This is a genomic window from Caballeronia pedi (assembly GCF_001544915.2).
GTDB classification, from domain to species: domain Bacteria; phylum Pseudomonadota; class Gammaproteobacteria; order Burkholderiales; family Burkholderiaceae; genus Caballeronia; species Caballeronia pedi.
In genome coordinates this window covers 96,113-119,858 of the sequence record NZ_FCOE02000016.1, presented here as the reverse complement: position 1 = coordinate 119,858, position 23,746 = coordinate 96,113, and the positions used below count along the sequence as shown (strand labels likewise).

At 63.1% G+C, this 23,746-nt stretch carries 19 protein-coding genes; 10 read left to right on the top strand and 9 right to left on the bottom strand.

Features of this window, described 5'->3' with window-relative positions; all coding sequences use genetic code 11:
- Positions 1 to 3 precede the first annotated feature (3 nt).
- On the top strand, positions 4 to 1,431 hold the full coding sequence (locus AWB80_RS23240; protein WP_061176995.1) for an MFS transporter: 1,428 nt from the start codon (positions 4 to 6) through the stop codon (positions 1,429 to 1,431).
- Between the two features lie 39 nt (positions 1,432 to 1,470).
- Here AWB80_RS23240 and AWB80_RS23235 read toward each other — a convergent pair whose 3' ends face one another.
- The 4 genes from AWB80_RS23235 to sauS form a co-directional block, all read right to left on the bottom strand.
- Entirely contained in the window at positions 1,471 to 2,586 is a 1,116-nt protein-coding gene (locus tag AWB80_RS23235; RefSeq protein WP_061176994.1) for a nucleoside hydrolase, read from the bottom strand.
- 160 nt (positions 2,587 to 2,746) lie between these two features.
- Positions 2,747 to 4,087 carry an MFS transporter gene (locus AWB80_RS23230; protein ID WP_061176993.1) on the bottom strand — a complete coding sequence of 447 codons (1,341 nt, stop codon included), beginning with the start codon at positions 4,085 to 4,087 and terminating at the stop codon, positions 2,747 to 2,749.
- Positions 4,088 to 4,143: 56 nt separating this feature from the next.
- Positions 4,144 to 5,757 carry an AMP-binding protein gene (locus AWB80_RS23225; protein ID WP_061176992.1) on the bottom strand — a complete coding sequence of 538 codons (1,614 nt, stop codon included), beginning with the start codon at positions 5,755 to 5,757 and terminating at the stop codon, positions 4,144 to 4,146.
- On the bottom strand, positions 5,754 to 7,217 hold the full coding sequence (sauS, locus tag AWB80_RS23220; RefSeq protein ID WP_061176991.1) for an acylating sulfoacetaldehyde dehydrogenase: 1,464 nt from the start codon (positions 7,215 to 7,217) through the stop codon (positions 5,754 to 5,756). The genes AWB80_RS23225 and sauS overlap by 4 nt, the downstream gene beginning before the upstream one ends.
- A gap of 210 nt (positions 7,218 to 7,427) precedes the next feature.
- Between sauS and AWB80_RS23215 the strand changes: the two genes are divergently transcribed.
- Positions 7,428 to 8,189, top strand: coding sequence for an IclR family transcriptional regulator (locus AWB80_RS23215; protein ID WP_061176990.1), 762 nt, complete (start codon positions 7,428 to 7,430; stop codon positions 8,187 to 8,189).
- Positions 8,190 to 8,235: 46 nt separating this feature from the next.
- Here the strand turns inward: AWB80_RS23215 and AWB80_RS23210 are convergent, their stop codons facing one another.
- The 3 genes from AWB80_RS23210 to AWB80_RS23200 form a co-directional block, all read right to left on the bottom strand.
- Positions 8,236 to 9,675: an amino acid permease gene (locus tag AWB80_RS23210; RefSeq protein ID WP_061176989.1), complete on the bottom strand. Its 1,440-nt coding sequence runs from the start codon at positions 9,673 to 9,675 to the stop codon at positions 8,236 to 8,238.
- A gap of 79 nt (positions 9,676 to 9,754) precedes the next feature.
- Positions 9,755 to 10,147: a nuclear transport factor 2 family protein gene (locus tag AWB80_RS23205; protein WP_061176988.1), complete on the bottom strand. Its 393-nt coding sequence runs from the start codon at positions 10,145 to 10,147 to the stop codon at positions 9,755 to 9,757.
- A gap of 42 nt (positions 10,148 to 10,189) precedes the next feature.
- The gene (locus tag AWB80_RS23200; protein WP_087131536.1) at positions 10,190 to 11,623 is read right to left on the bottom strand and encodes an NAD(P)/FAD-dependent oxidoreductase; all 1,434 of its coding nucleotides are present in this window, start codon (positions 11,621 to 11,623) and stop codon (positions 10,190 to 10,192) included.
- A gap of 224 nt (positions 11,624 to 11,847) precedes the next feature.
- Between AWB80_RS23200 and AWB80_RS23195 the strand changes: the two genes are divergently transcribed.
- Genes AWB80_RS23195 through AWB80_RS23180 form a run of 4 tightly spaced genes read left to right on the top strand, consistent with a single transcriptional unit; the run spans position 11,848 to position 16,089 of the window.
- Entirely contained in the window at positions 11,848 to 12,057 is a 210-nt protein-coding gene (locus AWB80_RS23195; RefSeq protein WP_061176986.1) for a DUF3311 domain-containing protein, read from the top strand.
- A gap of 14 nt (positions 12,058 to 12,071) precedes the next feature.
- Complete coding sequence (locus tag AWB80_RS23190; RefSeq protein ID WP_061176985.1) at positions 12,072 to 13,475, top strand: sodium:solute symporter family protein; 1,404 nt, start codon at positions 12,072 to 12,074, stop codon at positions 13,473 to 13,475.
- A complete protein-coding gene (locus tag AWB80_RS23185) occupies positions 13,472 to 15,124 on the top strand; it encodes an amidohydrolase (protein WP_061176984.1) in 1,653 nt (550 codons plus the stop codon). Before AWB80_RS23190 ends, AWB80_RS23185 begins: the two co-directional genes overlap by 4 nt.
- Positions 15,121 to 16,089 (top strand): CobW family GTP-binding protein, encoded by a 969-nt coding sequence (locus AWB80_RS23180; RefSeq protein ID WP_244206679.1) that lies wholly within the window; start codon positions 15,121 to 15,123, stop codon positions 16,087 to 16,089. Before AWB80_RS23185 ends, AWB80_RS23180 begins: the two co-directional genes overlap by 4 nt.
- On the opposite strand, the gene AWB80_RS23175 is transcribed toward AWB80_RS23180, so the two are convergent.
- Both AWB80_RS23175 and AWB80_RS23170 read right to left on the bottom strand, forming a co-directional pair.
- Positions 16,012 to 17,745, bottom strand: a complete 1,734-nt coding sequence (locus AWB80_RS23175) for a cobaltochelatase CobT-related protein (protein ID WP_061176983.1) — start codon at positions 17,743 to 17,745, stop codon at positions 16,012 to 16,014. The genes AWB80_RS23180 and AWB80_RS23175 overlap by 78 nt on opposite strands.
- Entirely contained in the window at positions 17,742 to 18,728 is a 987-nt protein-coding gene (locus AWB80_RS23170; protein WP_208635678.1) for an AAA family ATPase, read from the bottom strand. The genes AWB80_RS23175 and AWB80_RS23170 overlap by 4 nt, the downstream gene beginning before the upstream one ends.
- 152 nt (positions 18,729 to 18,880) lie before the next feature.
- Between AWB80_RS23170 and AWB80_RS23165 the strand changes: the two genes are divergently transcribed.
- From AWB80_RS23165 to pta, 4 genes are all read left to right on the top strand, one after another.
- Complete coding sequence (locus AWB80_RS23165) at positions 18,881 to 19,633, top strand: IclR family transcriptional regulator (RefSeq protein ID WP_061176981.1); 753 nt, start codon at positions 18,881 to 18,883, stop codon at positions 19,631 to 19,633.
- A gap of 116 nt (positions 19,634 to 19,749) precedes the next feature.
- Positions 19,750 to 20,601: an IclR family transcriptional regulator gene (locus tag AWB80_RS23160; RefSeq protein WP_061176980.1), complete on the top strand. Its 852-nt coding sequence runs from the start codon at positions 19,750 to 19,752 to the stop codon at positions 20,599 to 20,601.
- Positions 20,602 to 20,817: 216 nt separating this feature from the next.
- Positions 20,818 to 22,662, top strand: a complete 1,845-nt coding sequence (xsc, locus tag AWB80_RS23155; RefSeq protein WP_061176979.1) for a sulfoacetaldehyde acetyltransferase — start codon at positions 20,818 to 20,820, stop codon at positions 22,660 to 22,662.
- 61 nt (positions 22,663 to 22,723) lie between these two features.
- Positions 22,724 to 23,737 (top strand): phosphate acetyltransferase, encoded by a 1,014-nt coding sequence (gene pta, locus AWB80_RS23150; RefSeq protein ID WP_061176978.1) that lies wholly within the window; start codon positions 22,724 to 22,726, stop codon positions 23,735 to 23,737.
- Positions 23,738 to 23,746 lie beyond the last annotated feature (9 nt).

The following is a 23,746-nucleotide window of genomic DNA, read 5'->3' as shown; positions in this document are numbered from 1 at the left end:
GGCATGAGGAGCATGGGCAATACAGTCGTCCAACACGGCGGCACCGCAACAACCGTCGCCGACGCGGCCACTGCCGCTCACGCGGTCACGAAGGGATCGATCATCGCGCGCATCGAAAGACTGCCCGCCAACGCGATGCAGGTGCGCGCGCGTATCCTGATCGGCGCGGCGACGTTCTTCGATGGTTTCGACGTCATCGTCATCGCGGCCACGCTGCCGTTGCTGATCCAGAGATGGGGTCTTTCTCCAGCGCAGGTCGGCTTTCTGATCGCGTCTGGATCGATCGGACAACTGATCGGTGCGTTCCTGTTTCCGTCGCTTGCAGAACGCTTCGGGCGCGTGCGTTCGATCGCGTGGAGCTCGGGCATCATCGGCCTCACGAGCATCGCGTGCGGCTTTGCGCCTTCGTTCGCGGTGTTCGTCGCGTTGCGCATCGTGCAGGGACTCGGGCTCGGCGGCGAGTTACCCGTGGCGGCGACTTATATCAACGAGATCACGCGCGCGCACGGACGCGGCCGCTTCGTGCTGTTGTATGAGATCGTGTTTCCGATTGGCCTGCTCGCATCGAATGCGCTCGGCGCGTGGATCGTGCCGCGCTTCGGCTGGGAAGTGATGTACTTCATCGGCGGCGTTCCGCTCGTTCTGTTCTTCCTGCTGCGCGTGCTGGTGCCGGAATCGCCGCGCTGGCTCGGCGAACGCGGCCGCATGCGCGAAGCGGGTGATGCGCTCTCCGCATTCGAAGCCACCGTCAAGCAACCGCTGCCGCCGCTCGGCAATCTCGCCGACTTCGAAGCGATGGCGAACCGTCATCCGAAGCGCCGCCGCCTCGATCTGATCGGCCCGGCGTATCTGAAGCGCACGATTGCGGTCGCGCTTTTGTGGATGACGTGCGGCGTGCTTCAGTACGGTCTGTCGACCTGGCTGCCGACGATTTACCAGACCGTCTATCACACGCCCCTGCAGCTCGCGCTGAATCTTGCGGTGGCGGCATCCGTGCTCGGCGTCATTGGCTCGCTGACCTGCGCCCTGATCGTCGATAAAGTCGGGCGCAAACCGGTCATCAACTGGTCGTTCGTGTTGTGCGCGGTGTCGCTGGTGTGCGCGGGCGTGTGCGTCACGCAGTCCGTGTACGTGGTCGCGACCTTCTGTGCGCTCGCGCTCGGCTTCATGGCATGCGGCTTCATCACCGCGTATGTCTACACGCCGGAACTCTATCCGACGAGCATCCGCGCGTTCGGCTGCGGTCTCGGTGGAGCATGGCTCAAGATCGCGGCGATCTTCGCGCCGGCGCTGGTCGGCAAGACGTTGATGGGCGGGAATATGAACATCGCGTTCTATGCGCTCGCGGCGGTGCCGCTCGTTGCGGCGGTCGCGGTGCATTATATGGGCATCGAGACGAAGGGGAAGGTGCTGGAGCAGCTTGAAGTGTGATGTTTTTGATCAGGCACCGGCGGTGCCTGATCCTTGGCGTTACTGGAATTTGACCGGGACAGGCCGCGTCAAGAGATCGACATAGAACTTGAAGAATCGATCGTTATCGTAGCGCGTGACGTAGGTGATCTTTTGCGGTGATGCGCCCGCCGCCGGCGCATCCGGATAGACCTTCACGTGTCCCTGATCTTCGCCGGGCGTCGTATCGATGTCGAGGTATGCACTTTGCGTCTGCGTCGCGTAAGACGGATCGAGGAAGTAACCAATCGTCAGCGTGTCGTAGATATCTGTGTTCGTTGCGAATGCGCCCGCATTCGCGATTGCATAGACCTTCGTCACCGCCGTCTGTCCTGTCGACGGATTGACGATCTGGTTATAGACCGACTCCGTCAATGGCACGGTGTTGGTGACGTCGAGCGGAATGACTTTCTGCGGAATCGACGTCTGCAAGAGCGTGCGCACGGCCACCGGATCGAACCACCAGTTCAGCTCGCCGGCCGCATTCGCGTTGCCAGGCACGTTCATCGCGCCGCCCATGTAGACGATGCCCTTGATCAGCGGAACGATCTCCGGCGCCTTGTTCACGGCGGTCGCGAGATTGGTCGGCGGCCCGACTTCGATGATCGTCACCTGGTTCGGATAGCGCTTGATCGTGTCGATGATGAAGTCGGCGGCGCTCTGGCTCTGCAGCTTTGCGGATGTCGCGAAGCCGTCGGGCGGCGCGGTCAGTTGGGCTTGTGTGGTCGGCTCGGGACGCATCCATGCGCCGAAGTAGCCGTTCGGATTCGCGGCCTGCTGCGCGCGGATGCTCGCGACGTCGTATTGCAATGGATAATTGGCGCCTGCATACACGCCGACCTTATCCTGCACACCCATGCGTTCGACGGCCTTCAGTGCGTCCGCTTCTTCCTGCAGCAGCCAGTCATTGCCGGTCACGACGCACAGGCCGAGCAGGTTGACCTTGCCTTCGGCCATCAACTGCGTGGACATGGCGAAGAGCTGGCCGTCGTCGCCCATCGTATTGAAGTCCGAATCGATGATGATCTTCGGCGCACTGGCATAGGCGGGTTGATCGTCGTCGGAGCCGCCGCAACCGGCGAGCACGCCGACGATGACAAGGGGAATGATCAGGAATGCCGCGCTGCAACGTCGCATGGTGTTGTCTCCCGAATCGGTTTGTAGTAAGTGCGCCGGTGGTTGGACGCAATTCATTCTACGGTCGATCGGGTGAACGCGTTGCTGGCCGAGGTGTATTGATCTCGCACGTGGCTAGCAGAGGCGGATCTGGAACCCGCCCCTCGCCACGCGGCCCTCGCTATTTGTGCCAGTTGCCGGCCCCGCCCGCGAATGCCGGCACGCCCACTTCCTCACGATCTTGCGCCTCGCGCGCCTCATCGGCCTCCACCGTTTTGCTCGTATCGATGAAAAGCGCCGCGAACGCACCGACCGCGAGCAATCCCGCCGAGATCGTGAACGGCAGGTCATAGCTGCCCGTCTGCTGGATCAGATAACCGAACGCGACCGGCGACACCATCCCCGCGATGCCGAAGCCGGTGTTCATCATGCCGCCCGCCGTGCCCGCATATTTGCCCGCGATATCGAGCGGCAAGGTCCACAACACAGGATTCGTGATCTCGAGGAAGAAGAACGAACCCGTCAGGAACCACACCGCAGCGATCGGGCTCGGCGCGTTGACCATCGGCAAAAGGAAGGCGAGCGAGCCGCCCATGCCAACGACCAGAATGCTGCAACGCGCGAGACGCAGCCGGCCTGTCATCCGGTAGATGCGGTCCGATATCACGCCGCCGAGCGTATCGCCGATCACGCCCGCGAGCAGCGGCAACGCGGTGAAAAGCGCGAGATGCTTCAGATCGAAACCACGCGCTTCCTTCAGATACGAAGGCAGCCAGGTCAGATACACCCAGAGCAGCCATCCATAACAGAAGTCGACGAAAGTCACGAGCCACATGCGATGAATCAGCTTGCGCCACGGCGTCGGGTTCTTGCTCGCGCGCGCGCACTCTCCCGCGCGATAACCGATTTCCGCGATTTCCTCCGGCGTCACGCGGCGGTTCCCATCGGGTGAATTGCTGAACACGAAGAAGTACAGCACCGTCCACGCAAGGCTCGCGATGCCGAGAAGAATGAAGGCCTCGCGCCAGCCGCTCGCCGCGACCACCGCGAGCACCAGCGGCGGCGTCACCGCGCCGCCCAGCCGCGCGAAGCTATGCGTGATGCCTTGCGCGAAACCGCGCTCGCGCACCGGCATCCAGAACGTGAACGCGCGCGTCGCCGTCGGGAATGCGCCGCCCTCGCCGATACCGAGCGCGATGCGCAACAGCACGAGCATCCCGATGCTGCCGGCGAAGCCCGTCGCGAGCGTCGCCGCGCCCCAGATCAGCGAGAGCACGGTCAGCACGAGCTTCGGTCCGAAGCGATCCGCGAGCCATCCGCCGATGATCTGCATCACCGCATAAGGATACGCGAACGCGGAGAACACGAGTCCGAGCTGCATGGAGGTCAGACCCATTTCCTGGCGAATCAACGGTCCCGCGACGGCAATGTTTACTCTGTCGATGTACGAGATGAAGTACATCAGACACATCACGCCTAAAATGATATGGCGCGTCTTCACGCGCTGACGATGCCTGTTCATGCTGTCTCCTGTGTCCATCTTATGTGGAATGGTCAAGCTCGCGAATTCGCGCCCGCTTATTGCACGAGCTTCAGGCGCTGCACCTTGCCTGAAGGGCCGCGCGGCAATGCATCGGTGAAACGGAACTCGCGCGGTGTCTTGTAGCGGCCGAGTTCGCGCAGACAATGCGCGCGCAACTCCGTCACATCGATAGGGACGCCGCCGCTTGCCACGATGTACGCGACGATGTCCTGCCCGTAGGCCGGATCAGGCACGCCGACAGCCGCCGCTTCGAGCACGCCCGGATGACGCAGCAGCGCCTCGTCGATCTCACGCGGCGCGATGTTCTCGCCGCCCTTGATGATCAGTTCCTTCGCGCGCCCGTTGATGTAGAAGAAGCCCGCCTCGTCGCGATAGCCGAGGTCGCCGGTGCGCAGCCAGCCATCGGCGGTGAAGGCATTGCGGGTTTCCTCGGGGCGCTTGTAGTAGCCGCTCATCAGTTGCTCGCCGCGCAGCACCAGCTCGCCGGTTTCATGCGCCGCGCATTCGCGCCCTTCGAGATCGACGATCATCGCCCCGCCGCCCGACGGCAGGCCGATACTGCCGAGTTTTCGTTTGCTCATATCGTACGGATTACTGAATGCGGGCGCGGCGGTCTCCGTCATTCCCATTGTTTCTATGACACCGATGCCGAAGCGCTCCTCAAATGCACGATGATGATCGGCCGGCAACGCCGCAGACGCGCTGCGGCAGAACTTCAGCGCGGAAAGATCGCAGCCGTGCGCGCTCTCGCCATTGAGCAGATACGCGACGATGGTCGGCACCACGTTGATCCACGTACAGCCGTGAAGCGACGCCTCGTTCCAGAACGTGCGGGCGGAGAAACGCGGCGTCATCACCGCCGAGCCGCCGTGCCAGAGCGGCGTCAACAGCGCGACGACGAGTCCGTTGATGTGATAGAGCGGCAGCGACACGAGCACGCGATCCTCTTCGCTCAGGCGATGCTCCGCGCTGATGTTGCGCATGTTCGCGAGCAGGCTGCGATGACTCAGCAGCACGCCTTTGGGCGCGCCCGTCGTGCCCGATGTATACATCAGCAGCGCGGTATCGCCGGGCCGCATCGCGCCTGTGTCGCTCGATACGATCTGCGTGCCGGGCGTTTGGTCGCTTACCAACGAAATCGGGCGCGCAGGTAACGCCGGGATATCGGGCAAATTGCTTGCGTCGGGCGACGTGCGTACCACCGCGATCTCACGCGCCATGCCTTCGCGACGCAACGCATCGATGGCTTCAACGATCGTGTCGCAGGTATCGTCGGCGACGAAGATCGCACGCGTATCCGAATGCTCGACGATATAGCGCACCTGCGAAGGCTGACTCAACAGATTCAGCGGATTCGCCACCAGCCCGCTGTACATCGCCGCGAGCAGCAGACGCGCGGTCTGGATACCGTTGCCCATGAAGACGGACACGACATCGCCAGGGCGTAACCCGGCTGCATGGAAACGCGCTTCGAGTGCGATGCAATCGTCGCGCAATGCGGCGAAGGTCAGCGCATCGTCCTGTGTGATGGACAGCAGAAACGTCTTGTCGGGCGCGTGTGCGGCGCGTGTATCGATCAACGCGCGCAGGGTCGGCGCATCGAGCGGCACGCGGCGAGGCGCGACGATGGGATCGGCAAGCGCGCTCATCGTCCGACCCTCCGGAAGTAATCGCCGAGCAACGCGTCGACTTCGGGCACGCGCTCCGCGATGCGATACGCGACGCGCGTGACGTTAAGGTATTGCCGATAGCCGAGATTCGACGAGAAGTTGTTGCCGCCCCATGTGCCGCAACCCATCGAGAGCGAGAACGGGAGGCCGTTGTCGAAATTGCCGCCGGTCGCGAGGCAATGCGCCTGATCGACGATCACGCGCGCAACCGGCAACTGCATGCCGAGCCTCACGGCGAGCGCGTCGTCGGCGCCGTGCACGCCGACCGAATGCCCCGCGCCCATGTAGCCGTAAATGCCGCGCACGATGTCGATGGCCGCGTCCACATCGCGCGCGCGATAGACCGTCAGCACGGGTGAGAGCTTCTCACCGGAGAACGGATACTCGACGCCGTAGCCGGTTTCTTCCACCATCAGGAACTTCGGCTCGCGCGCGGCGATATCGTCGAGTCCGGCTTCGCGCGCGATGGCCGCCGCCGAACGCGCCGTGCAGCGCGCCGAGAGCTTGCCGTCATGCCACATCGCCGCCTGCAATTGCGCTTTCTGCGCGGCATCGAGCAGCACGCCGCCCTGCTCCGTCAATGCATCGAGCATGCGCGCATAGATCGCATCCTCGATCACGACGCTGTTCTCCGACGAACAGCTCGTCGCGTTATCGAATGTCTTGGACGCGGCGATCTTGCGCGCCGCATCATCGGGATGCGCGCCCGCCGTGACGATCGATGCGACATTGCCCGCGCCCACGCCGAAAGCCGGCGTGCCGCTCGTATAGGCCATGCGCACGTTGGCCTGCGAGCCGGTCGCGACGACGAGATCCGCGAACTTCATCAGCGCGGCAGTGGCGGCCTTGCCGATCGGCTGCGGCAGCATCTGCACGAGAGCGGGATCGAGACCCGCCTTTGCGAACTCCGCGTGAATGAAACCGATCAGCAACGCGCACGACGAATAACCCTTCGGCGAAGGCGCGACGATCACCGCGTTGCCGCACTTGAGCGCGTTGATGATCTTGTTGGCGGGTGTCGCGCCGGGATTCGTCGATGGCGTGATCGCCGCGACGACGCCGACTGCACGCGCGATCTCGACGATGCCGTGTTCCTCGTCACGCGCGATCACGCCGGTCGTCGCGACGCCGTGAAGATCGCGCAGCAGACCGAGCGTCTTGCGATGGTTCTTGCGGAACTTGTCGTCGGCGTTGCCGAGGCCCGTGTCGCGCACCGCGAGCTCCGCCAGTTGCCGGTTGCGCTGCGGGTCCATGATCGCCCACGCGGCGGCGGCCGCCGCGATATCGAGTGTCTCCTGCCCCGCCTGCGCAAAGCGCTGCTGCGCCGCGCGCGCTCGCGTCACGAGCGCTTCGACGATGCGTTCGACGTCGGCTTGCTGTGGGTCAGGCGCGTTGTCGCGGGAACGCGCGAGCGTCGCGCCGCTTGCCATGTCATTCATGCGATGAACCTCGGCTGGTGAAAGATTGAAGGTGTTATCCAATCTAGTCAGCCGCGCTCAACGCGCGGTCCCGTTTTCTGGACTAACGCATACAGCCAAACCGTCAGCATCGGAAAATCAGGATTTCGGGACTTTCCAGAGTCCCGAAAACCGCCGTTTTCGACGCACAATGAAATGGAAGCGAAAAGTAGGTAGACGGAGACAAGCAACGTGACATCGAATCAATCGAATGCCGCCGCAGTGCGCGCGTTTCGCGTGCTCGAAGCACTTGCCGAAGCGAACCGCCCGCTCTCGATGACCGAACTCGTCGATGCGCTCGGCCTGCCCAAGCAGACGGTGCATCGCATTCTCGTGCAACTGATGGATGCATGGCTCGTCACGCGCGGCGCGAGCGACAAGCTCTACGAATGTTCGGCGCGCGTGCGCTCGCTCGCCATCAACGTGCTGATGCATGCGGGGCCCGCCGCGGCGCGTCATGCGCTGCTGGAACAACTCGTTGCGCGCGTCGGCGAGACCTGCAATCTGACGATGCTCGCGGGCAACGACGTCGTGTATGTGGATCGCGTCGAGACCGGCTGGCCGCTGCGCATGCACCTGCAGCCGGGCTCGCATGTGCCGCTGCATTGCTCGGCGAGCGGCAAGCTGCTGTTGAGTTTTCTGCCGAAGGAACGCCGCGAACGGATGATCGAGCGGCTGCCGCTGCGCTCATATTCGGAACGCACCATCACCGACCGCGATGCGTTGCGCCGAGAGCTTGCATTGACGCGCCGCCGCATGCTGGCGATCAACAATCAGGAGCACTTGCAGGGACTCGTTGCGATCGCGGTGCCGGTGATGCTGGACCGCAACCGCGCATGCGCGGCGATTGCGATTCAGGCGCCGGTCGGGCGCGTTGCGCTGGATCAACTGCTCGCCTTCGAACCCGACCTGCGCCGCACCGCGGAAGAAACCGCCAGAACCTTCAAGGAATGACAGCCGGTTTGCGATGCAGCAAACCGGCTGTCCGCTACTTCAAAGCTCAACGTTCGACGGTTTGCAGATGCTGCGCCGAATGTTCATCTGATTCGATCTCGACCTCCTTGCGGCCGCGCTTGAACACCATATACGCGACGATCAGAATGCCGAGACTCGCGACACCCAGCCACAGCGGCTTGCGCTGATCGGGGATGAAAGCCATCGCGACGAGAATCGCCGTCATGCCGAAGATCGCAAGCCAGGTGAGATAGGGAAATCCCCACATGCGCACGCGCAGATCGTTCGCTTCGAAGCTCGTCATGCGGGCACGCAGACGCAACTGCGAGAACGCGATCAGCAGGTACACGAAGATCGCCACCGTGCCGTACGAATTGACGAGGAACGCGAACACCGTATCCGGCGAGATATACGACATCACCACCGACACGTAACCGAACACGGTGCCGAGCAGAATGGCGCGCGTCGGCACACCGCGCTTGTTCACCTTGGCGAGGCCGAGCGGCGCATCGCCGTGACGCGTCAGTGCGAACAGCATGCGCGAAGCGGCGTACAAACCCGAGTTCAGCGCGGAGAGCACGGCCGTCAGCACGATCGCGTTCATCACGTTGGCGGCGGCGGGCATGCCCATCACGTCGAGCGCGCTCACGTAGGGCGTCGCCATCTGATGCGAATTCCACGGCACCAGCGCGACGACGAGCGCCACCGAGCCGACATAGAACACGAGCACGCGCGTGATCACCGAATTGGTCGCCTTCGCCACTGCCTTCGCGGGCTCCTTCGCTTCGGCCGCCGCGATCGTGACGATCTCCGCGCCGAAGTAGAAGCCGGTCGCAGCGACCGCCCCTGTCATCACTGGCCCGATGCCGTTGGGCATGAAGCCGCCGTGTCCGAGGAAAGTCGTGGCGACGTCGGTGGTGTGCATCGACGCCGGCCAGAAACCGCATACATAGAGGCCGCCGAGGAACAGGAACACGATGATCGCGCCGACCTTGATCGACGAAAACCAGAACTCGAACTCGCCGTAGCTGCCGACCGAAATCAGGTTGGTCAGCGTGAGCACGACGAGCAGCACGAGACTGATGATCCATGCAGGCACATCGGGTATCCAGAACTGCACGAGCTTCGCGCCCGCGACCGCTTCGAGCGCGATCACGATGACCCAGAAGTACCAGTACATCCAGCCCGTCAGAAAGCCGGCGAGACGTCCCGGCCCGCGCTGCGTTTTAAAAGCGAGGCGCGCATATTCATAGAACGAGCCGACGGCGGGCATCGCGCACGCCATCTCGCCGAGCATGCGCATGACGAGCACCACGAGGCCGCCCGTGATGAGAAACGAGAGAATCGCGGCGGGCCCGGCCTGCTGGATCACCACACCGCTACCGACGAAAAGTCCGGCGCCTATGACGCCGCCCAATGCGATCATCGTCATGTGGCGCTGCTTGAGGCCGCATTTCAGATCGCCCTGATCCGTGTTCGAGTGCATGTCGTCTCCTGATTTGCTTGTGTCGGTATAGCGTTCGCCCGCTGGTTCATTGCCTGCGGGTCGAGGCGCTTTCATTCAGTCACGTGATGGCCGGACGATCCTTGCGATACGCATTCTTCACCGCGATCCTGCCGTTCCTGAACGTGAAGACATCCACCATGCGCGCTTCGATGCGCGAGCCGTCCGCCTTCGTGCCGCGAAACGTCGATTCCGATACGCCGCGCTCGCCGCTCACGAAATGCTCGCCGTCCTGCCACGACGCATCGGGAAAGGTTTCCCACGCGAGCGTGAAGCCCTTGCGCACTTCATCGCGGCCCTCGAAGGTGCGGCCCAGTGCGTCGGGTCCGGCCACGCCGTGAAAGGCGCATTCGTCCGCCATGCAGTTCATCAATGCGTCGATGTCGTGGCGATTCCATGCATCGTTGAATGACTCCAGAAGGCGGAGGTAGTCCTGATTCGTTTGAGTGCTCATGTGTCGATAGTGTCAGTGCGTTGCGAAAGAGTTCAACCGGGCTCAGCGCTTCTCGTCCTGCGCCAGATACTTGTGATACAGAAATCGTTGGCCGACCCGGCGGAATGGCGCGAAGCCTTTCCACCGCACCATGCCCATCACGTTCGGATATTCGAGCGCGGAATCGTAGATCGGCAGATCGTCGCGGCTGTGCTGCCATTTGCCCGCGACGCGCTCGGCCATGCGCCGCCCCGCATGCGCGGAGAACGACACGCCATTGCCGCCGTAACCCACTGCATAGAAGATGCTCTGCTGCGGATCGGGCTGCGCGACGCGCGGCATCATGTCGTGACTCACATCGACCCAGCCCCACCACGAGTAATCGATGCGAATGCCTTTCAGCGAAGGAAACTTGCGATGCAATCCTTCGATGAGCACATCCATATGCCGGGGGTTCGCCGCGTCCGCGCCGGTGATCGCACTGCGGCTGCCGATCTGCACGCGGTTATCCGGCAGCAGGCGATAGTAGAAACGCAGCGTGCGCGTATCGGTGATGACCTGGCGCGAGCGGAAGCCTGTCGAAGCGAGTTCTTCCTGCGTGAGCGGACGCGTGACGAGCGAGTTGGAAAGGATCGGCATGATCTTCGCGGAAAGCGTGCGATGCATGTCGTTGCGCGTATAGCCGCCGGTCGCGAACGCAACCGCCTTCGCGCGAATCACGCCGCGCGGCGTGCGCACGTGATGCACGCCGCGGATCGTTTCGACGTCGAGCACGGGCGTGCCCGGATGCACCTTCACGCCGAGCGAGCGAGCCATGCGCAGATAGCCGAACGCGAGCTTGAGCGGATGCACGCCGATGCCGTCGGGTTCGAGCAGCGCGCCGCAGCTTTCACGGTCGTCGACATACGATTGCGCGACGTCCTTCGCGCTCAGCATGCGCGTGTCGTAGCCGAAGACATCGCGCATCACGCTGCATTCGTTGGCGAGAAAATCCAGCTTGCGCGGTCGATGCGCGATGTAGAGATGCCCGCCCGGCTGCGCATCGCACGCGAATTCGCCGATCAACTGTTTGAAGGTGTCGAAGCCTTCGCGGATTTCGGCATCGAGCTTGAGCGCCGTCTGCTTGCCCCAGCGCTCGATCCATTGCGAGCGGTACAGCCTGCCGCTCGCGTTCTGTCCCTGCCCGCCGTTGCGGCTCGTGCAGCCCCAGGCGGTGCGGTTCGCATCGACGATCATCGCGCGGATGCCGTGCTCGCGTGCCAGAAAGAGCGCGGTCGAAAGACCGGTGAATCCTGCGCCGACGATCAGCACGTCGACATCGGCATCGCCGGGCAAGGGTCCGTCGTCTTCGGGCGGCGCGCCTGCCGTCGCGACCCAGTAGGTGGGCGCGTAGTCCATCGGCTGACGGCCGATGGGCGAGACGAGCGGGTCGTAGAGCGGATCGTATGGGGCGCACGCGCCTCGAAGGGCCGGCGCAGCGTAATCGAGAGTAGCCACCGATAACTCCTTGGAAAGTACCCCCATGTTGCACCGAACTTCGCGGCGCGCTTAGTGCCACGCCGGAACCATCGTTAGTGCCAGCGCGCGGGTCTCACTGGCCCCAGCGATTGGTCCTTTCTGGCACTACGGCCAGCCATTTTTGTAAGGCCATACTGAGCCGCATCCCTATTTGCCCGCGCATGCCCGTCCCGCGCGGCGCCCATGTTCCTGCGGAGTAACCCATGCTCAAACTCTTGATCGGACTCGGTTTGCCGTTTGTCGGCGTCATCGGCCTGTTGCCGTGGGCGGCGTCGAACGATTTTTATGTGTTCGGCGTTCCGTTTATCTACGCGTGGATATTCGGCTGGTTCGTGCTGACGTCCGTTTGCCTCCAGCTTTGCTGGATTCTGTTCGACAAAAAAGCGGAACAGCGCGAAGTGCGCGGCGCATAAAGGAGACGTTCGACATGGCTTCCACGGTATTTCTGGGCTTCATCGCGCTGTCGCTGTGGCTTGCGTTGCGCGCGGGCAAAGGGCGCGGCTCGCAAAGCGTGCACGATTTCTTTGTCGCATCGCGTCAATTCGGCGCCTGGCTCGTGTTCTTTCTCGCTGCGGGCGAGATTTACAGCATCGGCACAATGGTGGGTTTTCCCGGCGGCATCTATGCGAAAGGGCCGACCTACGGCGTCTGGTTCCTCGGCTATATCCTGCTCGCGTATCCGATCGGCTATTTCATGGGACCGAAAATCTGGGAGGCGGGCAAGCGCTATAACGCCATCACGCTGCCCGACCTGTTCAAGGGACACTTCGCGAGCCGCACGCTCGAACTGATCGTCGCCATTTCCGCGCTGGTCTTTCTGCTGCCGTGGGGACAGTTGCAGTTCACCGGTCTCGTCGCCGCGCTCAAAGGCCTGGGCTGGAACGTGAATCCGGTCGTCCTCATCATGATCTCGGCGCTGCTCGCGTTCGCATACATCGCGATCGCCGGCGTGCGCGCATCGGCGTATATCGCCATTCTGAAAGACCTCCTGATGGTCGCGGCGATCGTCATCACGGGCATCGCGGTGGCGTGGGAAGCGGGCGTGGAACCGGTGTTCAGAGCCGCGAGCCAGCATGTATCGAACGCGATGAGCACCCATCAGCTCACGTTCTCGATGAGCACGATGCTGTTCCAGTCGCTCGGCTTCTACGTGATGCCGTTTGCGATCCAGAACTTCTTCACCGCGAAGAGCGCGAACACGATCCGCCGCTCGCAGGTGGTCATGCCGCTCTACATGCTGATGTATCCTTTTCTCGTGGTCGCGTCGTACTACGCGATCGCGCAGAACGTGCCGCTCGCCTCGCCCAACGAAGCGTTCTTCACCGCCGTCGTGCATCTGTTGCCGCCGTGGCTGGTCGGCCTCGTCGCGGCGGGCGCGTCGCTTTCCGGCTTGCTCGTGCTCGCGGGCATCTGTCTCGCGATCGGGCCGGTGGTCACGCGCAACCTGTTGCCGAACATGCCGGAGACACGTCAGAAGGCCGGCGCCAAAGTGGTGATCGGGATTTATCTGCTGCTCTCCATCGTCATGACGCTCGCCACGCCCAACCTGATGCTCACGCTCATCAACATGACGTACTACGGCGTCACGCAGTTTTTCCCCGGCGTCATCGCGATCGTGCTCGGGCTGCGCGTGAGTGCGCGCGCCATCGCAGCGGGGCTGCTCGTGGGGCAGGTGCTCGCGGTCGTCCTGTATGCGTTCCATGTCGATATCGCCGGCTTGAATATCGGCCTCATCTGTCTCGCGGCGAATGTGCTCGTGGTGTTTCTCAGCAATCCGAGCGCGGGCCGCAAGCACGTTCATGCAGACCTGATCCACTCGAACGACTCATGACCCGAACCGACAACAACGCAGTAAAAGTGCTCGCAGCACGCAAGATTCTGACGATGAATCCGCGTCAGCCCGTCGCGACGCACGTGGCCATTCGCGAGGGCAAGATCCTCGCGGTCGGCACGCTCGACGACATGCGCCAATGGACCGATGCCGAGCCGGACACGTCATTCAGCGACAAGGTGCTGATGCCCGGTCTCGTCGAAGGTCATTCGCATCTGATGGAAGGCGCGATGTGGAGCGCGGTCTATGTCGGCTATTACGAGCGGCGTGGTCCCGACGGCACGCGCTGGCCCGGCCTGCAATCGCTCGATGCGGTGATCGAACGCCTGCAGGAAGCCGAGCGCAAGCTCGATGACGCCAGCGCGCCGCTGCTCGCGTGGGGCTTCGATCCGATCTTCTTCGGCAGCGAGCGTCTGACGGCGGCGCAACTCGATCGCGTATCGGCGACGCGTCCCATCGCGATCCTGCATGCGAGCGTGCATCTGATGAACGTGAATTCGCCGATGCTCGCGCTCGCCGGCATCGACGAAGACACCGACGTCGATGGCATCGTGAAGGACGAGCGCGGCGGGCTCACCGGCGAGTTGCAGGAGTTCGCGGCGATGTTTCCGGTGTATCGGGTGATCGGCGCGACACTTTCCCTTTCGGCAAGCGATAACCCCGCTGCGATCCGCGATTTCGGCAAGGTCGCGCAGCTCGCGGGCGTGACGACGGCCACCGACCTGCTCAACGATCTGTCCGACAAGGGCATGCGCAATCTCGTCGAGGTCACGCGCGATGCGCGTTTTCCGATCCGGCTCGTGCCCGCGTTCGGGCCGCAGCGCAATCCCGAAGGCGGCCCTTCCCGCGTGCTCGAAGCCATGACGCTCAACTCGGAGAAGCTGCGCTTCGGGCCGGTCAAGTTCATCGTCGACGGTTCGATCCAGGGCTTTACCGCGCGCCTGCGCTGGCCGGGCTACGTGAACGGGCGGCCCAATGGTTTATGGCTGATTCCGCCGGAGCAATTCGTCGAAACCTTCTTGCCCTTCCATCTCGCGGGGCTGCAACTGCACATCCACACGAACGGGGATGAAGCCACCGAACTGGTGCTGGATGCCATCGAAACTATCCTGAACCGGCATCCGCGATCGGATCACCGGCATACGCTGCAGCATTGCCAGATGGCCGACAGACGGCAACTCGAACGCGCCGCCCGCCTCGGCATGTGCGTGAACTTCTTCTCGAACCATATCTACTACTGGGGCGACGCGCACTACGCGCAGACCATGGGCGCCGATCGCGCGAACCGCATGAACGCGGCGGGCACGGCTAACGAACTCGGCATCACGTTCGGCCTGCATTCGGATGCGCCGATCACGCAGCTCAACCCGCTTTTTACCGCGTGGTGCGCGGTGCAGCGGCAGACCGCGACCGGTCGCGTGCTGGGTGAAGCGGAACGGCTGAACGTAGCCGATGCGCTGCGCGCGATCACGCTCGGCGCAGCTTATACGATCGGCATGGACGATGTGATCGGCAGCATCGAGATTGGCAAGTTTGCGGATTTTGCCGTGCTCGATGAAGACCCGCATGAGGTGCCGCCCGAGCGTCTCGGTCAATTGCGCGTGTGGGGCACGATTCTCGGCGGCCGCGCGTTTCAGGCGCCCGAATGATGAAGCCGATTCCGCTTGCCGTCATCGGCGGCTATCTCGGCGCGGGCAAGACCACGATGATCAACGCGCTGCTGACCAATACAGATGGCCGGCGCGTCACGGTGCTCGTCAACGATTTCGGCTCGATCAATATCGACGCCACGCTGATTCGCGAACGCAGCGACGACGTGATCGGGCTGGAGAACGGCTGCGTGTGCTGTTCGATCGGCGGCAAGCTGATGGAGACGTTGATCGAGATCAGCGCGCGTGATGCGCGACCCGACTTGCTGGTGATCGAGGCGAGCGGCGTGTCGGACCCGGTGCGTATTGCGCAGGTCGGCATGCTGGATCGCGCGTTCCGCTTGCAGGGCATCGTGGTTGCGGTCGATGCGGAGTGCATCGAGGCGACGCTTGCCAATGCGTATATCGGGGATGTCGCGCGGCGGCAGATCGAAGGCGCGACTTGCATCGTGTTGACGAAGACCGATCTGCTCGGCATCGAGGAATCGCGTGCCGCGCGCGCACGCGTGATGGATATTGCGCATACGCGCATCGTGTTCGAAGGCTGTCATGGCAACGTGCCGAATGCGCTTTTTTTCAACGATGATGCGTCGTTAGGGGAGCGCATTGCTGTGCAGTCGCTTGGTTACTCGAATCGACTGCCCGCCGAATTACGCAGCTTTACGTTTCAGTCCGATCAGCGCTTTGATCGCATCGCGCTCAAGGCCGCTTGCGCATCTTTCAGCGATAGGCTTCTGCGCGCGAAAGGATTCGTGCGTCTTCTCGATGGGTCGTGTGTGGAGATTCATGTCGTTGGGAAGCGCTGGCATATCACGCCATGCCGCGATGTCGAGCAGACTCGGATCGTTTTTATCGGGCTATTCGAACCGGATGATATCGCTTGTGCGTTAAGTGCCGCTTCTGCGCCGCGCACCAACCCATCCCGCGAGCCTGGCGAACAAGGTCATATCCGGCGGCACGGATAAATCCACAGCGAAATGATGCCGATAATAAGGGCTCAGATCGAGCCCGACACCGAGCCCTAGCACTTCCACCCTTCGCGCCGCGTCATACTTCGCGACGACTTCGCGCAAATGCTGATCGAGATAGTTAGGGTCATTGGCCTGCGCGGTGGCGCTATCCATAGGGCTGCCGTCAGAGATGACGACAACAATGCGCCGCGCTTCGCTTCGCGCAATGAGCCGCCCACACGCCCAATCCACCGCTTCGCCATCGATCCCTTCGCGAAACAGATCCGCCTTGAACAGCGCCGCAATATCGCCGCGCGCCGCGCGCCAGCTCGCGTCGCCTTCCTTGAAGATCATGTGGCACGCTTCGTTGAGCCGTCCCGGATAGCGCGGCCTGCCCTTCGCCAGCCAGTCGAGCTTCGCGCGTCCGCCATTCCACGCGCCGGTCGTGAAGCCGAGCACTTCGGTCGCCACACCCGCCATGCCGAGCGCGCGCACGAGCACGTCGATCATCACGGCGACGGGTTCGATGCTCGCCTTCATCGACCCAGAACAATCGATCAGAAAGCTCACCACGCAATCCGCGTGCGGCTGTTCGCGCTCACGCCTGAAGATGCGACGCTCATCCGGCGATGCGACCACTTGCGCGAGCCGGCGTCCGTCGATGCGCCCATCCTCCTCACCGAACGACCAGCCATCGCGCCGCGGCACGGTCAGCGCGGCCTGCAATAGTCGAGCGAGACGCGGCACGTTGATATGCCGCGCAGCGATCAGATCGTCGAGACGTTCGCGATAATCACGCAACAACGCGGCGCGTATCAGCGTCGCCGGACGAAGCGTCCTGTCATGACGCGTAGTGAAGACGCGATAGTCCTCGCGCGACGCCTCCCGGACACTACTGTCCGCGCTAACGGCAAGCGCGAGCCGTTCGATGTCGCCTTCTTCATCGTCGATATCGAACCACGTGCCGAGCATGGTGCGCGCGGCGTCTGCTTCTTCATCGTCGGACGATGCGTTGCTCTCGACGAACGCGTGACGCACGTCGCGCACCATCGCGCCGATCCGCTCGGCGATATCCAGCGCATGAACCGCATAGGCTCGCTGGTCATGACAGTTGCGCCGCATGCCCGCGAGCGCATGTCCGAGCGATGGCGCGAGCGCCGCGCGTGTCGCTTCGATGATCCCTTCCGTTGCTTCGAGCGCCGCGCGGCCGGAAAGACGCGAGGCGGCCATTTGCGCGACCGTGTAAATCAACAAGCCGATGTCGCTGTCGAGCAAGCCGGTTTCATAACAAGCGAGCGACCACGCATCGAAACGATGTCGAACGTTCTGCCTCACGCCGGAGAGGCCCACGGGCACGCGCGTTTCGCAGCGCAGTTGTTCGAGCATGTCGAAGACCATGCGCGCCACGGAATCGCCGGGGGCGAGTGCGTGATGCAGCGCCGCGTCCGAATACGCGATGCGCAACGCGGAGGCATCGGCGGCGCCGCGTGTGGAATCGATGTGCTCGTTTTCCCTGCGCTCGCCGCGCAAATGCGGCGCACGCAGCGGCACGGGCCGCAAGTGGCGATACAACCTGCCGCCCCGATAGTGCAACGCGTCATCGGCGGTCAGCGCGCGCACGGTCGCGGCGCACAGCGCATCGCGGCGCGCGAGTTCACGCGAGTTGCTCATCGCGCCGACTCGTCATGCCATTGCGACTGCGTCTCCAGTTCCTCGCCGAACGCGCGCTGAAAATATTCCGCGACGATGGGCCGTTCCGCTTCGTCGCATTTGTTCAGGAAAGTGAGACGCAATGCGAGCTTCGAATCGTTGAATACCTCGCAATTTTCGGCCCAGTTGATCACGGTACGCGGCGACATCAGCGTCGACAGATCGCCGGCCTGAAAGCCGCGCCGCGTGAGACCGGCCATGCTCACCATCGCATCGACGAGCGCACGGCCCGCGTCGTGATCGAGTTGCGGCACGCGCGCGAGCACGATGCGCGCCTCTTCCTCGCGCGACAGATAGTTCAGCGTCGCGACCACGTTCCAGCGGTCGATCTGCGCGTGATTCAACATCTGCGTGCCGTGATACATGCCGTTCAGATTGCCGAGGCCGATCGTGTTGGTCGTCGCGAACAGGCGAAAAAAACGATGCGGCTGGATCACGCGGTTCTGGTCGAGCAGCGTGAAGCTGCCGTCGCGCTCCAGAATGCGCTGGATCACGAACATCACGTCGGGGCGGCCGGCGTCGTATTCGTCGAACACGAGCGCGATGGGCCGTTGCAGCGCCCACGGCACGATGCCTTCCTGAAACTCGGTGACCTGCACCTCATCGCGCACGACGATCGCATCCTTGCCGACGAGATCGAGCCGGCTCACGTGGCCGTCGAGATTCACGCGCATGCACGGCCAGTTCAGGCGCGCCGCCACCTGCTCGATATGCGTCGACTTGCCGGTGCCGTGCAGGCCCTGCACCATCACGCGCCGGTTGAACGCGAAACCCGCGAGTATCGCCATCGTCACTTCGGGGCTGAAGCGATATGCTTCGTCGATTTCCGGAACGTGCGGATCGCGCGTGCTGAACGCCGGCACCTGCAAATCCGAGTCGATGCCAAACAGCGCACGCACGGACACCTTGCGGTCCGGCTCGTCCAACCATGTGTCGCGCATCATGATGCTTCGTCTCCCATAGCAGAGACTCCAGCATAACAATTATCTTTTTCCGGAACAATTCATTTCGTTTATTTTTATCCAAACGGCCTATACGGCGGCGATCGGCACCTCATTTAAAATAATGTCGAACGAATTCACATGGAATCATGCCGATGGACAAGCCCGACACGCCCACGCTGCGAGCCTTCGCGCTGCTGGAATATCTGGTGCAGGCGGGCAATCCCGTATCGCTGACCGACATGGCCGACGACATGGGCATGCCGAAGCCTTCGCTGCACCGCATGCTGGCGTCGCTCGAAGCGGGCGGTCTGGTGATCCGCGAGCCCGGCGACAAGAACGCGTATGTCGTCGGCCCGCGTCTCGCGCAGCTCGGTCTCAACGTGATGACCCACGCGGGCGCGCGGCGCCTGCGTCACGCGATCCTGACGCGGCTCGTCTCCGATCTCGGCGAAACCTGCAATCTCACGATGCTGCACGAGAACGAAGTGCTGTATCTGGATCGCGTCGAAGCGCCGTGGCCGCTGCGGCTGGACCTGAAGCCCGGCTCGCACGTGCCCGTATGGTGCAGCGCGAGCGGCAAGCTGCTGCTCGCGTTGCAGCCGCGCGAGGAGCGCAACGCGCTCGTGCGGGCGATGAAGCTCGAGCGCTACACCGCGAACACCATCACCGATACGGAGATGCTGGAAGCGGAACTCGACCGCATCGCGAAGAAGGGTGTCGCGATCGACAACGAGGAATTCGTGCAGGGCATCGTGTGCGCGGCCGCGCCCATCGTCGATGCCGAAGGCACGTGTATCGCGGCGATCGCGGTTCATGCACCGGTGTCGCGTACGCCGCTGTCGCGCGCGCTGGAAATGGTGCCGCGCCTGAAGGAAGCCGCTACGGATTTAGGCAAGACGTTCTGAGCGACATCATCTCGGACAATAAAACTGCAACTTCTTGTTCCGAAAATTGTAGCGCCCGGGCCGAGAATCGCCGTAAAGTAACGGGAATGTGAAACCAAACGTTCCGTTTCCGGCTCATGCGCGACGTCACCCATCCCGATCCCGCCGAGCATTCCGGCGATGAAGCGCGGACCCTTCGTCCGCTCGCCGTGCTCGAACAACTGGCCGCGGCCGGCCACCCCTACACGCTGTCGCAGCTTGCGGCGCGCGTGCGAATTCCGAAGGCGACGCTATTGCGGCTGATCGATTCGCTCGAAGCGCAGGGCTACGTCACCCATATGCCCGACTCGCGCGGCACCGACCGTGGCATCGCGCTCGGGCCCCGCGCCGCCCAGCTCGCGCTCGCCACACTCGCCAATAACTCGTTCACGCGCGCGTGCCGCTCGATCCTGCGTTCGCTCGTCGACGTGATCGGGGAAAGCTGCAACCTCACCGCGCTCGACGGCGATACGGTCCTGTATATCGAACGCGTCGAAACCGCCGAACCGCTGCGCTTGCACATGCAGGCCGGCATGCGCGTACCGCTGCACTGCACCGCGAGCGGCAAGCTGTTCCTCTCGCAGATGCCGCTTGCCGAGCGCCGGCAGATTCTCACGCGCCTCACGTTGACGAACCGGACTCATCGCACGCTGACCGATCGGGCGTTGCTCGAAGGCGAACTCGACCGTCTCGCCGCGCGCGGCATCGGCATAGACAACGAAGAGTTCGTGCTGGGGATGGTGGCCGTGGCGGTGCCGATCACCGACGCCGCGACCGGGCGCGTGCTCGCATGCCTGGCCGCGCATGCGCCGACCGCCCGCGCGAACCTCAACGACCTCCTGCAAGCCGTCCCGCAACTGCGCGAAACCGCCGTGAAACTCGCCACGCTCATCGATGCGTCGGACGGACTGACGCTCATGACGCGGCATCGCCCCGCCGCGACGCGCTAGATCCCGCTTCACCCCGATGTTGCCGCCGACGCCCGCTACGCGGGCCACGGCGCCGATTCGCCATCGCTTCGCCTGAAAAATTCCAAATTTTTTAGAGACAAAACATTCCATTTATTTGAAAAAGATGTTGACGGCGAAATCGGGTCGTCCTACGATGTCTTCACGATGCATATTCCGGAACTAAATGTTCCGTTTTATTTTCACCCGGAGACACTCATGAGCGAGCACGACCAAGCCCGTCCTTCCCAGACCACTCTCGCCGCCACCAATGCGGCGCCCGCCGGTCCGCAGTCGATGACCCCGTCCGAAGCATTCGTCGAAACGCTCGCCGCCAATGGCGTGACCGAGATGTTCGGCATCATGGGTTCGGCCTTCATGGACGCGATGGACATCTTCGCGCCCGCCGGCATCCGCCTGATTCCCGTGGTGCATGAACAAGGCGCGGGCCACATGGCCGACGGCTATTCGCGCGTGTCGGGCCGTCATGGCGTCGTGATCGGCCAGAACGGACCGGGCATCAGCAATTGTGTGACGGCCATCGCAGCGGCGTACTGGGCGCACAGCCCGGTCGTGATCGTGACGCCGGAAGCGGGCACGATGGGCATTGGTCTCGGCGGCTTCCAGGAAGCCAAACAATTGCCGATGTTCCAGGAGTTCACGAAGTACCAAGGCCACGTCACGCACCCGGCGCGCATGGCCGAATTCACGGCGCGCTGCTTCGATCGCGCGATGTCGGAAATGGGACCGACGCAGCTCAATATTCCGCGCGACTACTTCTACGGCCAGGTCAAGGTCGAGATTCCGAAGCCGCAGCGTCTCGATCGCGGTCCCGGCGGCGACCAGAGCCTGAACGAAGCTGCCGATCTGCTCGCCGAAGCGAAATTCCCCGTCATCATCTCGGGCGGCGGCGTGGTGATGTCCGACGCCATCGAGGAATGCAAGGCGCTCGCCGAGCGTCTCGGCGCACCGGTCGTGAACAGCTATCTGCATAACGACTCGTTCCCGTCGAATCATCCGCTGTGGTGCGGTCCGCTCGGCTATCAGGGCTCGAAGGCCGCGATGAAGCTGCTGAGCCAGGCCGATGTCGTGATCGCGCTCGGCTCGCGTCTCGGGCCGTTCGGCACGTTGCCGCAGCACGGTCTCGACTACTGGCCGAAAGAAGCGAAGGTCATCCAGATCGACGCGGATCACAAGATGCTGGGCCTCGTGAAGAAGATTTCCGTCGGCATCTGCGGCGATGCGAAGGCGACCGCGATCGCACTGACGCAACGTCTTGCAGATCGCAAGCTCGACTGCGATGCGACGAAGGACGCCCGCGCGAAGACCATCGCGTCCGAAAAGGCCGCATGGGAGAAGGAGCTCGACGAGTGGACGCACGAGCGCGACGCGTACAGCCTCGACATGATCGAAGAGCAGAAGAAGGAGAAGCCGTTCAGCGGCGGTCAGTATCTGCATCCGCGCCAGGTGTTGCGCGAACTCGAAAAGGCAATGCCGGAAGACGTGATGGTGTCGACGGATATCGGCAACATCAACTCGGTCGCGAACAGCTATCTGCGTTTCAACAAGCCGCGCAGCTTCTTCGCGGCGATGAGCTGGGGCAATTGCGGCTATGCGTTCCCGACGATCATCGGCGCGAAGGTCGCGGCGCCGCACCGTCCGGCCGTTTCGTATGCGGGCGACGGCGCGTGGGGCATGAGCCTGATGGAGACCATGACCTGCGTGCGCCATAACATTCCGGTGACGGCGGTCGTGTTTCATAACCGTCAATGGGGCGCGGAGAAGAAGAATCAGGTCGACTTCTACAATCGCCGCTTCGTCGCGGGCGAACTCGATAACCAGAGCTTTGCCGAGATCGCGAAGGCGATGGGCGCGGAAGGCATCGTCGTCGACAAGCTGGAGGATGTCGGTCCGGCGCTGAAGAAGGCCATCGATCTGCAGATGAATCACGGCAAGACGACCATCATCGAGATCATGTGCACGCGTGAGCTCGGCGATCCGTTCCGCCGCGATGCGCTTGCGAAGCCGGTGCGCACGCTCGACAAGTACAAGGACTACGTGTAAGTCCCGTCCACGCCGCTCCGAGCCCGGAGCGGCGTTTTCTTCCAGACACAACAGGCCCGCCATGAAAGCCATGCATCGCATCATCGATCAGGCACGCGACCTGCCGATGCGTATCGTTCTCTCCGAAGCCGAAGACACGCGCGTGCTTCAGGCGGCAGAGCGCGCGCACAAGGAAGGCATCGCGCGCATCGTGCTCGCGGGCGCAAGAGCGCGCACGTATCAGGTCGCGGATGGCGCGGGCATCGATCTGGAAGGCATCGAGCTGATCGATCCTTCTCATTCGCCGCTTGGCGAACGCTTCGCCGGAGAACTCTTCGCGCTGCGCGAGAAGAAAGGCATGACGCCCGAGCAGGCGCGCGCCGCCGTGCTCGATCCGCTGTGCTTCGCGAACCTGATGGTACGCACGGGCGAGGCGGACGGCTCCGTGTCGGGCGCGGTCAACACGACGGCGGACGTCGTGCGCAACGCCATTCAGATCATCGGCGTAAGGCCGTCGTTCAAGCTCGTTTCCAGCTTCTTTCTGATGATGCTGTGCGAACCTTTTCATACGATGAAAGGCGGCCTCATCTTTTCCGATTGCGCGCTCGTCGTCGAGCCGAACGCGGAGCAACTCGCGGAAATCGCAATGGCCGCCGCAGACAGCGCGCGCAGCCTGCTGATGGAAGACCCGCGCGTCGCGATGCTGTCGTTTTCGACGAGCGGCAGCGCGCATCATGCAGCGGTCGACAAGGTCATCGACGCGACGCGGCGCGTGCAGGAAGCGCGCCCCGGCCTCGCGATCGACGGCGACGTGCAGCTCGACGCCGCCATCGTCGCTGAAATCGCGATGCGCAAGGTGCATCACTCGAAGGTCGAAGGGCACGCGAATACGCTGATCTTCCCGAGTCTCGAAGCGGGCAATATCGGCTACAAGCTCGCGGAACGCATCGGCGGCGCGAAGGCCATCGGCCCGCTTTTGCAAGGGCTTGCGAAGCCCGCCAACGATCTGTCGCGCGGCTGCAGCGCCGACGATATCTATCACGTGATCGCCGTGACCTGCGTGCAGGCGCAAGCGGCACGGCATCAGACGATGTGAGAGCACATC